The organism is Pseudomonas sp. D5(2026), assembly GCF_057766845.1.
Map to the genome: position 1 here is coordinate 4,532,000 of NZ_CM173421.1, position 12,307 is coordinate 4,544,306.

At 61.0% G+C, this 12,307-nt stretch carries 8 protein-coding genes; 6 read left to right on the forward strand and 2 right to left on the reverse strand.

The genetic code is table 11. The features are described from left to right. Positions 1-4: 4 nt before the first annotated feature. A complete protein-coding gene (locus AC3B5Q_RS20975) occupies positions 5-880 on the forward strand; it encodes a LysR substrate-binding domain-containing protein (RefSeq protein WP_021785776.1) in 876 nt (291 codons plus the stop codon). 394 nt (positions 881-1,274) lie between these two features. Further along, entirely contained in the window at positions 1,275-2,603 is a 1,329-nt protein-coding gene (locus tag AC3B5Q_RS20980) for an IS110-like element ISPpu9 family transposase (RefSeq protein WP_274119533.1), read from the forward strand. 128 nt (positions 2,604-2,731) lie between these two features. Here AC3B5Q_RS20980 and AC3B5Q_RS20985 read toward each other — a convergent pair whose 3' ends face one another. Further along, positions 2,732-3,601, reverse strand: a complete 870-nt coding sequence (locus tag AC3B5Q_RS20985; protein WP_021785777.1) for an oxaloacetate decarboxylase — start codon at positions 3,599-3,601, stop codon at positions 2,732-2,734. Between the two features lie 382 nt (positions 3,602-3,983). Here AC3B5Q_RS20985 and AC3B5Q_RS20990 point away from each other — a divergent pair, with 382 nt between their 5' ends. Beyond that, positions 3,984-5,435 (forward strand): MDR family MFS transporter, encoded by a 1,452-nt coding sequence (locus AC3B5Q_RS20990; RefSeq protein ID WP_392473350.1) that lies wholly within the window; start codon positions 3,984-3,986, stop codon positions 5,433-5,435. 117 nt (positions 5,436-5,552) lie between these two features. Here AC3B5Q_RS20990 and ttgR read toward each other — a convergent pair whose 3' ends face one another. Then, positions 5,553-6,185, reverse strand: a complete 633-nt coding sequence (gene ttgR, locus AC3B5Q_RS20995) for an efflux transport transcriptional regulator TtgR (protein ID WP_021785779.1) — start codon at positions 6,183-6,185, stop codon at positions 5,553-5,555. Positions 6,186-6,442: 257 nt separating this feature from the next. Here ttgR and ttgA point away from each other — a divergent pair, with 257 nt between their 5' ends. From ttgA to AC3B5Q_RS21010, 3 genes are read left to right on the forward strand one after another with little or no spacing between them, the layout of a single operon-like run. Beyond that, positions 6,443-7,597, forward strand: a complete 1,155-nt coding sequence (gene ttgA, locus AC3B5Q_RS21000) for a toluene efflux RND transporter periplasmic adaptor subunit TtgA (RefSeq protein WP_488392730.1) — start codon at positions 6,443-6,445, stop codon at positions 7,595-7,597. A 3-nt stretch (positions 7,598-7,600) separates the two neighbouring features. Then, positions 7,601-10,753 carry a multidrug efflux RND transporter permease subunit TtgB gene (gene ttgB / locus AC3B5Q_RS21005; RefSeq protein WP_021785781.1) on the forward strand — a complete coding sequence of 1,051 codons (3,153 nt, stop codon included), beginning with the start codon at positions 7,601-7,603 and terminating at the stop codon, positions 10,751-10,753. Beyond that, positions 10,750-12,204, forward strand: a complete 1,455-nt coding sequence (locus AC3B5Q_RS21010) for an AdeC/AdeK/OprM family multidrug efflux complex outer membrane factor (protein ID WP_021785782.1) — start codon at positions 10,750-10,752, stop codon at positions 12,202-12,204. Before ttgB ends, AC3B5Q_RS21010 begins: the two co-directional genes overlap by 4 nt. Positions 12,205-12,307 lie beyond the last annotated feature (103 nt).

The following is a 12,307-nucleotide window of genomic DNA, read 5'->3' on the forward strand; positions in this document are numbered from 1 at the left end:
TGCAATGAAACGCCTCCCACCCCTGCCTGCCCTGCACACATTTCTGGTCACCGCCCAGCACTGCAACTTCACCCGCGCAGGGCAGCAGTTGCACATCACCCAAGGCGCTGTCAGCCGCCAGATTGCAGCTCTCGAAGAACACCTGGGTTATGCCCTGTTCAAGCGCGAGGCCCGCGGGTTGAGCCTGACCCGTGAAGGCCTGGACTGGCTGCCGCGGGTGCAGCAGGTGTTCGCGCTGATCGAACAGGGGGTGCGCGAAGTGGGTGAGCACAGCACTACCTTGCAGCTCAAGGCACCCACCTGCGTGATGCGTTGGCTGCTACCGCGCCTGATGGAATGGCAGGCACTGCGCCCGGACGTACCGGTGGAGCTGACCACGACCGTGCAGCACGGGGTGGATTTGCGTCGCGAGGGCTTCGATGCAGCGGTGGTCTATGGCAATGCACCAAACCACGGGCTACATGTGCGCAAACTGTTCGATGAGCAACTGACCCCAGTGTGCGCTCCATCACTGCGTGAAGGGCCAGTGCCGTTGCAGCAGGTGGAAGACCTGGCCAGGCACATGCTGCTGCACCCCTCGCGAGATGAACACGACTGGCGGTTGTGGTTGCAGGCGGCTGGAGTGACGCTGGCCACACATGGACCCAAACAGCATTTCGAGACACTGGACATGGCGATGGCCATGGCTTCGCAGGGCACAGGGGTGGCGATCGGTGACTGGTCGCTGATTGGCGATGACCTGCGCGGTGGGCGGTTGTGCATGCCGTTTGCGCTGAAGGTGCTGACGGGCAAGGGGTATTACCTGGTGAGCCAGGCCAGAAGCTTGCCGCCGGGGTTGCTCGAATTACTGGACTGGCTGGAAGGCCAGGCCAGCCTGTGACAGCCCTTTCTCGGGGTCGCCCACAGGTATGCACATGCCTTGGGATCTGCGCGGTCCCAGTGGGAGATCACCCAGCCCTTCCGGGCTGCGCTGTCGCGCAGCAAACATGAGGTGTACGGCTTTAGATCCGCAGCGACGCTGACATTTTGAAAAAGAAAAGGCGGTTGGCCCGGTAGGGCCAGCCGCCTTTTGCTTTGTTAGGGTTCGTGTGCGCGGGACAGAGATCGTAGCCAGCACTGGTGTGTGTCCGCACACCCGCGTGGGAGAGTGATCCGCACGGTATCGGCGTGAAGTCCCTGTAGGCATCAGCTGATTCAGCTGTGACCACGTATGAGAGAGTGAACCCTTTCGCCACCGTGTGCCCCGCGCGCCCTTTATCCTGCGAGGATTCATCATGGCGCGCAAGCCTTCCAAGCAACGCTTTACCGTCGTCCATCCCGATTGCGCAGCGATCGATGTCGGTGGTCGAGAGCATTTCGTGGCGGTCGATCCCCGGCACGAAAATCCCGTCCAGTCGTTCACGTCCTTTACTGACGACCTGCTCAAGATGGCTAACTGGCTTGAAAGCCTGGGGATCAAGGTCGTTGCCATGGAATCCACGGGGGTTTATTGGATTCCAATTTACGAGATTCTCAGCGAGCGCGGTTTTGAGGTTTATCTCGTCAATGCCAGAGCAACTCGGCAAATCACGGGCCGTAAATCAGATGTGCTGGATTGCCAGTGGATTTGGCAGCTGATGACTCATGGACTGCTCAGAGGCGCATTCCGCCCCGATGATCTGACCTGCTGCGTCCGGTCATTGGTCAGGCAGCGTGCTTCCAAAGTGAAAGACCAGGCGCAGACGCTGAACCGGATGCAAAAGGCCATGAGCCAAATGAACATCCAGCTGGCCAATGTCATCAGTGATATTTCCGGCGTAACTGGCATGAAGATTTTGCGAGCCATCTGCGCAGGTGAACGGGACCCAGTGCAACTGGCTGAACTGACCGACCGCCGCATCAAGGCAGGCAAGGAGGCTGTCGCTCGGAGTCTTCATGGCAATTGGCGGCGCGAGCATTTGCATGCGCTAACTCAGGAATTGGCTGCCTATGACTTCCTGGAGCAGCAAATTGCTGATTGTGACGACGCCATAAAAGCCGCGTTAGAGCAGTTGCCGGTGCTGCAAAACAAGCCAGAGCCATCCAATAAGCCTTTACGGAGCCCGCACCGAAACGGTGCCCAACAGACTGAACTGCATCAGACATTGTGGAAAGTTCTTGGCGTGGACCTAACCGCAATTCCAACCATTGGGGTGGACACTGCATTAGTGCTGACAGGGGAGATCGGTACAGATCTATCACGCTTCCCGTCCTCACAGCACTTCTGCTCTTGGTTGGGACTGGCTCCCCCTACTCGAATCTCCGGCGGTCATCGACTGGCAAGTGGTGGGCCAAAAATAGTCAATCGAGCAGCTCAAGCACTCAAGCAGGCTGCATCCAATGCCCGTAACGACAAGGGTTTCATTGGTGCATCGCACCGAGCCAGACTGACTCGAATGGATACCAGCTGCGCCATCAAGGCCACTGCGCATCAGTTGGCACGTCTGGTGTACAACCTTTTAACCAAGAAGCAGGCTTATGTTGAAAAAGGTCTTGAGGAGTTCGAAACCAGAAGCCAGGACCGGCAGGTCCGGGCTTTGCTCCGCAAAGCCCGGAAACTGGGGTATCAGCTGGTGGCCGCTTGAGTGCTTAGAAAACAGTGGGTTGTATTTTGTTTGATGAGAGCGGGCATGCCCGCGAAGCAGGCGACTCAATGGCCGACTGTGGGGTGCAAACTTGAGCGCCGTCCGTTGAATGGACGGCGCTCTGCCGATCACTCCTCGACGCTCATGTATTCCTTGGCCCAGCGAATGTAGTCTTCAGGCTGGGTGTAGGTGTGCGACAGCTCGGTGGCACTGAGGTTTTCCGACTTGTTCTGCCGACCACGCTGCAGCCGCAGGCAGTCGTAAGTGGCCTTGATTGCGGCAAAGTAAGCCGCATGGCCATCGACTACGATGCGCACGCCCAGACGCGCCAGGCGTTCGTCATCGCGCAGGTTCGGGTTGCCATAGGTGACCAGCATCAGCGGCACCGTCAGGTGCTCGGCAATCTGCTCGAGCTGCTCGAAGTCTTTGACCCCGACCATGCAAATGCCATCAGCGCCCGCTTTCTGGTAGCTCTGCGTACGCACGATGATTTCTTCGGTGCTGAGTACGCCCGCGTTGGTTCGGGCAATGATCGACAGGGACGAGTCGACCCGTGCCTCCAGCGCCGCACGGATCTTGCCAACACCCTCATCGACCGGAATCAGGTCGGTGGACTTGCGCCCGAACTGGGCGGGCAGAAGGGTGTCCTCGATGGTCAGTGCGGCCACACCGGCGCGCTCCAGTTCGATCACCGTACGCATCACGTTCAGTGCGTTGCCATAGCCGTGGTCGGCGTCCGCCAGTACCGGCAGTTGCGCGACCCGACCAATGCGGGTGGCCTGCTCGACGAACTCGCTTAGGGTGATCAGAGCAAAGTCCGGAGCAGCCAGCACCTGCAACGAAGCGACCGAACCGCCGAGGATACCGACTTCGAAGCCCAGGTCTGCGGCAATGCGTGCCGACATCGGGTCGAACACCGAGGCAGTGTGGAAACAGGAACCTGAAGCGAGCAGCTCGCGGAAGGCAAAACGCAGATCTTGGTGGGAAGCCTTGGGCATGATCACTCCGCAAAAAAGTTGAAATTTGAACGGTAACTACCGACCCCTGTAATCGGGTCTACCTGACCTGTTCCAACCGTCGCCATCTGGGCGGTCATGCTCGACATGCAGGCAGAGGAATAAAAGGTGTGGGAGACAGCGTACTGAAAAACCTGCGGCAATATGTTGCACCAAGCTGGTGCAAGCCCCGAATTTCAGCCTCTGTGGCATACCAACGATATCACGCAGCCATGCCTCGCTGGATGAATGCGCCAATGCCGATCTTGCATAGGGGATGCAGATAGTACATAGGAAGCTACCTAACTCAGGGTACAATTCGGGGGCTTCTCTGAGAGCAGGCTTGCCCGCCAAGGGGCTGCCGTAGACAAAACAAGGTATTCCCGTGACCGCCGCCCTGCCCCCTACCTCCCTGCGCAACGTGCTCACCGCCCTCATGCTGGCCATCTTCCTTGGCGCTCTGGACCAGACCATCGTCGCCGTCTCACTGCCCGCCATCTCGGCACAGTTCAGCGATGTCGGCATGCTGGCCTGGGTCATTTCCGGGTACATGGTGGCAATGACCGTGGCTGTGCCGATCTACGGCAAACTGGGCGACCTTTACGGCCGGCGCCGGATGATCCTCACCGGCATCAGCCTGTTCACCCTGGCTTCCATTGCCTGTGCAATGGCCCAGGACATGCAGCAACTGTTGCTGGCCCGGGTACTGCAGGGTATTGGCGCAGGCGGCATGGTCTCGGTGAGCCAGGCAATCATTGGCGACTTCGTACCCCCACGCGAACGCGGCCGCTACCAGGGCTACTTCAGCAGCATGTACGCCGCGGCCAGCGTGGCCGGGCCAGTGCTGGGCGGCTGGTTGACCGAGTACCTGTCGTGGCGCTGGGTGTTCTGGATCAACCTGCCGCTGGGGCTGGTCGCCTTGTGGTTCATACACCGAGCCCTCAGTGGCATGCCGCTGCAGCGTCGCGAGGCACGGGTAGACTACCTTGGCGCCGTGCTGTTGATCCTTGGCCTTGGCAGCCTGCTACTGGGCATCACCTTGGTGGGCCAGGGCCACGCCTGGGCCGACCCGGCCGTGCTGGCGCTGTTCGGCTGCGCCCTGCTGGGCCTGACGCTTTTCATCGCCCACGAACGCCGCTGCACAGAGCCGCTGCTGCCGCTCAGCCTGTTCAGCAACCGGGTGGCGGTGCTGTGCTGGGCAGTGATCTTCTTCGCCAGTTTCCAGTCCATTTCCCTGACCATGCTCATGCCCTTGCGCTACCAAGGCATCACCGGCGCAGGTGCCGACAGCGCCGCCCTGCACCTGCTGCCGCTGGCCATGGGGCTGCCCTTGGGTGCCTTCACAGGTGGCCGCATGACCAGCCGGACCGGGCGCTACAAGCCGCAGATCCTGGCCGGTGCACTGCTGATGCCAGTGGCCATTTTCGCGATGGCACTGACTCCGCCGCAATCAGCGTTGCTCGGTGCGCTGTTCATGCTGCTTACCGGTATTGCCTGTGGGCTGCAATTTCCGACCTCGCTGGTGGGCACACAAAGCGCGGTGGCCAGCAAGGACATCGGCGTGGCCACCAGCACCACCAACCTGTTCCGCTCGCTGGGCGGAGCCATGGGCGTGGCGTGCATGTCCAGCCTGTTGCTGGCCCTGCTGCATCAGGGTGGTTTCGAACTGTCGGGTAATCCGTTGCTGGGGAGCTTGAAGGCCGCGGAGGTGGACCTGGTGACTCAGGGGCGGTTGCTGGACACGTTCAGGAAGTTGCTGATGGGGAGTGCACTTGTCGCGGTGCTGGGGCTGTTTGCGGCATTGGCTTTGCCCGACCGGCAATTGCGCGGCCGCTGAAGGCTACGCAATCGCTGCAAGAGCCGCCTTGTGCTGCGCACAGCCGCAAGGCAGCCGCGCCCTTAATCCCCCCTTAACACAAAGGGGAAACACTCCCTCACAATCCTTAACAAAGTGTCATTTGCGCAGAGCCGGGCTCAAGCGCAGCATATCCAGCCCGGTGTCGACCCATTTTTCGACATCACCCAACAGATCGACACTGTCAGGCAGCAAGAGCCAGCGCCCGATCAGGCCATCGACATAGGCAAACATGGCCACCGCCGCGCGCTCGACATCCAGCTCGCCAGGCAACTGGCCCCGGCGCACGGCATTGGCCAGCGCCAGGGTGATGCCCTTGTGGCAATCCAGCACCGCACCCTGGCGCTGCTGGCGAATTTCACACATGTCATCGGTGAACTCGCACTTGTGATGCAGGATTTCATTGATACGGCGGGTTCGGGCATCGAGCACCAGCTCGTTGAACACCTGCAACAGCAGCTTGCGCATGCAGCCAAGCGGGTCGACTTCATCCTCGCTTTCGCTCGCGCGCGCCAAATGGTCATGGGTCTCGTGCAGGCTGTCGAGCAACGCCTGCACCAGCTCGGCCTTGTTGTTGAAGTGCCAGTAGATCGCCCCCCGCGTCACACCCGCCAGTTCGGCGATGTCGGCCAGGGTGGTTCGCGCAACCCCGCGCTTGTAGAAGGCCTTTTCCGCCGCCTCGATGATCTGGGCGCGGGTTTCCTGGGCTTCTTCTTTGGTTCGACGGACCATGGCAGTACAACCTCATCTGGCCCGAACGCGCAGCGCGTGCGGGGAACGCTCCGGGGAACCTCTGCTGGGGGCCTCTCGGATGAACTAATCAAGCGCTGAGGCAGTACCTGAGTACAGCTCAGCAGTATTTACAAACAACCATGAATGTAAGTATATTCCTTAGCAAGCTATTTATCCACCGGATAGCATTTTTTCCAGATCAAGATCTCTTCCATTACTCTTGAGCGTCTCCCTGCTCCAGCGACCCGAGGATCCTCATGCAATTCAAGCCAGCCGTTACCGCTCTGGTTTCCGCCGTCGCCCTGGCAACCTTGCTCAGTGGCTGTAAGAAAGAAGAAGCAGCGCCAGCGGCGCAGGCTCCTCAGGTCGGCGTCGTGACCATCCAGCCGCAAGCCTTCACCCTCACCTCGGAATTACCGGGGCGTACCAGTGCCTACCGCGTCGCCGAAGTGCGCCCGCAGGTCAACGGCATCATCCTCAAACGCCTGTTCAAGGAAGGCAGTGAGGTCAAGGAAGGCCAGCAGCTGTATCAGATCGACCCTGCCGTATACGAAGCCACCCTGGCCAATGCCAAGGCCAACCTGCTGGCTACACGCTCACTGGCCGAACGCTACAAGCAACTGATTGACGAGCAGGCCGTCTCCAAACAGGAATATGACGACGCCAATGCCAAACGATTGCAGGCCGAGGCTTCGCTCAAGAGCGCACAGATCGACCTGCGCTACACCAAGGTTCTGGCGCCGATCAGCGGCCGTATAGGCCGTTCTTCGTTCACCGAAGGTGCACTGGTAAGCAATGGTCAGACCGATGCCATGGCCACCATCCAGCAGCTCGACCCTATTTATGTCGACGTTACCCAGTCCACCGCCGAGCTGCTCAAGCTGCGCCGCGACCTGGAAAGCGGTCAGTTGCAGAAGGCTGGCGACAACGCCGCCTCGGTTCAGTTGGTGCTGGAGGACGGCAGCCTGTTCAAACAGGAAGGCCGCCTGGAATTCTCCGAAGTCGCGGTCGACGAGACCACAGGCTCTGTGACCCTGCGCGCCCTGTTCCCCAACCCCGATCACACCCTGCTGCCAGGCATGTTCGTGCATGCGCGGCTTAAGGCCGGTGTCAACGCCAACGCCATCCTGGCACCGCAACAAGGCGTGACCCGCGACCTCAAGGGCGCACCAACCGCCCTGGTGGTCAACCAGGAGAACAAGGTCGAACTGCGCCAGCTCAAGGCCAGCCGCACCTTGGGTAGCGACTGGCTGATCGAGGAAGGCCTCAACCCGGGTGACCGCCTGATCACCGAAGGGCTGCAGTACGTGCGCCCAGGCGTTGAGGTGAAGGTCAGCGAAGCCACCAACGTCAAGAAGCCGGCCGGCCCTGATCAGGCCAGCGCGGCAAAAGCAGACGCCAAAGCGGAGTAAACCATGTCGAAGTTCTTTATCGATCGCCCGATCTTCGCCTGGGTGATCGCCTTGGTGATCATGCTGGTCGGGGCCTTGTCGATCCTGAAGCTGCCGATCAACCAGTACCCCAGTATCGCGCCGCCGGCCATCGCCATCGCCGTGACCTACCCGGGCGCCTCGGCGCAAACCGTGCAGGACACCGTGGTGCAGGTGATCGAGCAGCAGCTCAACGGTATCGACAACCTGCGTTATGTGTCGTCGGAAAGTAACTCCGACGGCAGCATGACCATTACCGCCACCTTCGAACAGGGTACCAACCCCGACACCGCGCAGGTACAGGTACAGAACAAGCTGAACCTGGCTACCCCGCTGCTGCCGCAGGAAGTGCAGCAACAAGGTATCCGCGTCACCAAAGCAGTGAAGAACTTCCTGCTGGTGATCGGCCTGGTCTCCGAAGACGGCAGCATGACCAAGGACGACCTGGCCAACTACATCGTCTCGAACATGCAGGACCCGATCTCGCGTACTGCGGGTGTGGGTGACTTCCAGGTGTTCGGTGCGCAGTACGCCATGCGTATCTGGCTCGATCCGGCCAAGCTGAACAAGTTCCAGCTGACCCCGGTCGACGTCAAGACAGCTGTCGCCGCCCAGAACGTGCAGGTGTCTTCCGGCCAGCTCGGCGGCCTGCCAGCCCTGCCGGGCACCCAGCTTAACGCCACCATCATCGGCAAGACCCGCCTGCAAACCGCCGAGCAGTTCGAGAACATTCTGCTCAAGGTCAATAAAGACGGTTCACAGGTGCGTCTGGGTGACGTCGCCCAAGTGGGCCTGGGGGGTGAAAACTACGCAGTCAGCGCCCAGTTCAACGGCAAGCCGGCCTCCGGCCTGGCGGTAAAACTGGCAACCGGCGCCAACGCCCTGGACACCGCCAAGGCACTGCGCGAGACCATCAAAAGCCTGGAACCGTTCTTCCCGCCGGGGGTCAAGGCGGTATTCCCGTATGACACCACCCCAGTGGTCACCGAATCGATCAGCGGCGTGATCCACACCCTGATCGAAGCCGTGGTGCTGGTGTTCCTGGTGATGTACCTGTTCCTGCAGAACTTCCGCGCCACCATCATCACCACCATGACCGTACCGGTCGTATTGCTGGGTACCTTCGGCATCCTTGCCGCTGCAGGCTTCAGCATCAACACCCTGACCATGTTCGCCATGGTATTGGCCATCGGCTTGCTGGTGGACGACGCCATCGTCGTGGTGGAGAACGTCGAGCGGGTAATGTCCGAGGAAGGCTTGCCACCCAAGGAAGCGACCAAGCGCTCGATGGAACAGATCCAGGGCGCCCTTGTGGGTATCGCCCTGGTGCTCTCGGCGGTACTGCTGCCCATGGCGTTCTTCGGCGGTTCCACGGGTGTCATCTACCGGCAGTTCTCCATCACCATCGTCTCGGCCATGGGTCTGTCGGTGCTGGTTGCGCTTATCTTCACCCCGGCGCTTTGCGCAACCATGCTCAAGCCGCTGAAGAAGGGCGAGCACCACACCGCCAAAGGCGGGTTCTTCGGCTGGTTCAACCGCAACTTCGACCGCAGCGTCAATGGCTACGAGCGCAGTGTCGGCACCATCCTGCGCAACAAGGTGCCATTCCTGCTGGCCTATGCACTGATCGTGGTCGGCATGATCTGGCTGTTCGCCCGCATCCCTACCGCGTTCCTCCCGGAAGAAGACCAGGGCGTACTCTTCGCCCAGGTGCAGACCCCGGCCGGCTCCAGTGCCGAACGCACGCAGGCCGTGGTCGATCAGATGCGTGAATACCTGCTCAAGGACGAAGCCGATACCGTATCGTCGGTATTCACCGTCAACGGTTTCAACTTCGCAGGCCGCGGCCAGAGCTCGGGCATGGCATTCATCATGCTCAAACCATGGGATGAGCGCTCGAAGGAGAACAGCGTGTTCGCGCTGGCACAGCGTGCCCAGCAGCACTTCTTCACCTTCCGTGATGCAATGGTGTTCGCCTTCGCCCCGCCAGCGGTGCTTGAACTGGGTAACGCCACCGGCTTCGACGTGTTCCTTCAGGACCGCGGCGGTGTCGGCCACGAGAAGTTGATGGAGGCGCGCAACCAGTTCCTGGCCAAAGCCGCGCAGAGCAAGATCCTCAGCGCCGTGCGACCGAACGGCCTGAACGATGAACCGCAGTACCAGCTGACCATTGATGACGAACGTGCCAGCGCCTTGGGCGTGACCATTGCCGACATCAACAACACCCTGTCGATTGCGCTGGGCGCCAGCTACGTCAACGACTTCATCGACCGTGGCCGGGTCAAGAAGGTGTACATCCAGGGCGAACCAAGCGCGCGGATGAGCCCGGAAGACCTGCAAAAATGGTACGTGCGCAACGGCGCAGGCGAGATGGTGCCGTTCTCCTCCTTCGCCAAAGGCGAATGGACCTACGGCTCGCCAAAGCTGTCGCGTTACAACGGTGTCGAAGCGATGGAAATCCTCGGTGCACCGGCGCCTGGCTACAGTACCGGTGAAGCCATGGCCGAGGTCGAGCGCATTGCTGGCGAGCTGCCAAGCGGTATCGGCTTCTCCTGGACCGGCATGTCCTACGAGGAAAAACTCTCCGGCTCGCAGATGCCGGCGCTGTTCGCCCTCTCGGTACTGTTCGTGTTCCTGTGCCTGGCAGCCCTGTACGAAAGCTGGTCGATCCCGATCGCTGTGGTGCTGGTAGTACCGCTGGGCATCATCGGTGCACTGATCGCCACCAGCCTGCGCGGCCTGTCCAACGACGTGTACTTCCTGGTTGGCCTGTTGACCACCATCGGTCTTGCGGCGAAAAACGCCATTCTGATCGTCGAGTTCGCCAAGGAGCTGCACGAACAAGGCCGTAGCCTGTACGACTCAGCGATCGAAGCGTGCCGCATGCGTCTTCGCCCGATCATCATGACCTCGCTGGCGTTCATCCTTGGCGTGGTACCGTTGACGATCGCCAGCGGCGCTGGCGCCGGCAGCCAGCACGCCATCGGTACTGGCGTGATCGGCGGCATGATCAGTGCGACCGTGCTGGCTATCTTCTGGGTACCACTGTTCTTCGTCGCAGTGTCGTCACTGTTCGGCAGCAAAGAGCCGGAAAAAGACGTCACCCCTGAAAATCCACGTTATGAGGCTGGGCAATGACCAAGTCTTTGTTGTCCCTGGCGGTAACCGCTTTCATTCTTGGCGGCTGCTCGCTGATCCCTGATTACCAGACCCCGGAGGCGCCGGTGGCTGCGCAGTGGCCGCAAGGCCCTGCCTATTCGCCGACGCAATCGGCGGATGTTGCCGCTGCTGAACAGGGCTGGCGCCAGTTCTTCCACGACCCGGCGCTGCAACAGCTGATCCAGACCTCGCTGGTCAATAACCGCGACCTGCGGGTCGCGGCGCTGAACCTCGACGCCTATCGTGCGCAATACCGCATTCAGCGCGCCGACCTGTTCCCGGCGGTTTCGGCCACCGGCAGCGGCAGCCGCCAGCGTGTCCCGGCGAACATGTCGCAAACAGGCGAATCTGGCATCACCAGCCAGTACTCGGCCACTTTGGGTGTCAGCGCCTACGAGCTGGACCTGTTCGGCCGTGTGCGCAGCCTGACCGAGCAGGCCCTGGAAACCTACCTCTCCAGCGAGCAGGCGCGTCGTTCCACGCAAATCGCCCTGGTAGCCAGCGTGGCAAACGCCTACTACACCTGGCAGGCCGACCAGGCCCTGTTCAAGCTGACCGAAGAAACGCTGAAGACCTACGAGGAAAGCTACAACCTCACCCGTCGCAGTAATGAAGTCGGCGTGGCCTCGGCCCTGGACGTCAGCCAGGCGCGCACCGCCGTGGAAGGCGCCCGGGTCAAGTACTCGCAGTACCAGCGCTTGGTCGCCCAGGACGTCAACAGCCTGACTGTGCTGCTGGGTACCGGCATTCCTGCCGACCTGGCCAAGCCGCTGGCGCTCGATGACGACCAACTGGCCGAAGTACCCGCCGGGCTGCCATCGGATATCCTCCAGCGTCGCCCGGACATCCAGGAAGCCGAGCACCTGCTCAAGGCCGCCAACGCCAACATTGGCGCAGCCCGCGCAGCGTTCTTCCCAAGCATCAGCCTGACCGCCAACGCCGGCAGCCTGAGCCCCGACATGGGCCACCTGTTCTCGGGCGGCCAGGGCACCTGGCTGTTCCAGCCGCAGATCAACCTGCCGATCTTCAACGCCGGCAGCTTGAAAGCCAGCCTGGACTACTCGAAGATCCAGAAGGACATCAACGTCGCCAAGTACGAAAAAACCATCCAGACCGCCTTCCAGGAAGTCTCCGATGGCTTGGCGGCGCGCAAGACCTTCGACGAGCAGTTGCAGGCCCAGCGTGACCTGGTGCAGGCAAACCAGGACTACTACCGCCTGGCCGAACGCCGTTACCGCATCGGGATTGACAGCAACCTGACCTTCCTCGATGCCCAACGCAACCTGTTCAGTGCCCAGCAAGCTCTGATCGGAGACCGCCTGTCGCAGCTGACCAGCGAAGTCAACCTGTACAAGGCGCTCGGCGGTGGCTGGTACGAGCAGACCGGGCAGGAAAACCAGCAGGCTTCGGTGGAAACACCGAAAGGCTGATCGGCCTTGTTACAGCACAAGCCCACCCTTAGCGGTGGGCTTTGCTTTTTTACTGCCTGTGCCGGCCAATATCCCCCGGTGATTCACCGTCGCAGCCACCACC

Coding starts and splice junctions, on each gene's coding strand:
- AC3B5Q_RS20975 (WP_021785776.1), top strand. CDS start 5: ATGAAACGCCTCCCACCCCTGCCTGCCCTGCACACATTTCTGGTCACC.
- AC3B5Q_RS20980 (WP_274119533.1), top strand. CDS start 1,275: ATGGCGCGCAAGCCTTCCAAGCAACGCTTTACCGTCGTCCATCCCGAT.
- AC3B5Q_RS20985 (WP_021785777.1), bottom strand. CDS start 3,601: ATGCCCAAGGCTTCCCACCAAGATCTGCGTTTTGCCTTCCGCGAGCTG.
- ttgR (WP_021785779.1), bottom strand. CDS start 6,185: ATGGTCCGTCGAACCAAAGAAGAAGCCCAGGAAACCCGCGCCCAGATC.
- ttgA (WP_488392730.1), top strand. CDS start 6,443: ATGCAATTCAAGCCAGCCGTTACCGCTCTGGTTTCCGCCGTCGCCCTG.
- ttgB (WP_021785781.1), top strand. CDS start 7,601: ATGTCGAAGTTCTTTATCGATCGCCCGATCTTCGCCTGGGTGATCGCC.
- AC3B5Q_RS21010 (WP_021785782.1), top strand. CDS start 10,750: ATGACCAAGTCTTTGTTGTCCCTGGCGGTAACCGCTTTCATTCTTGGC.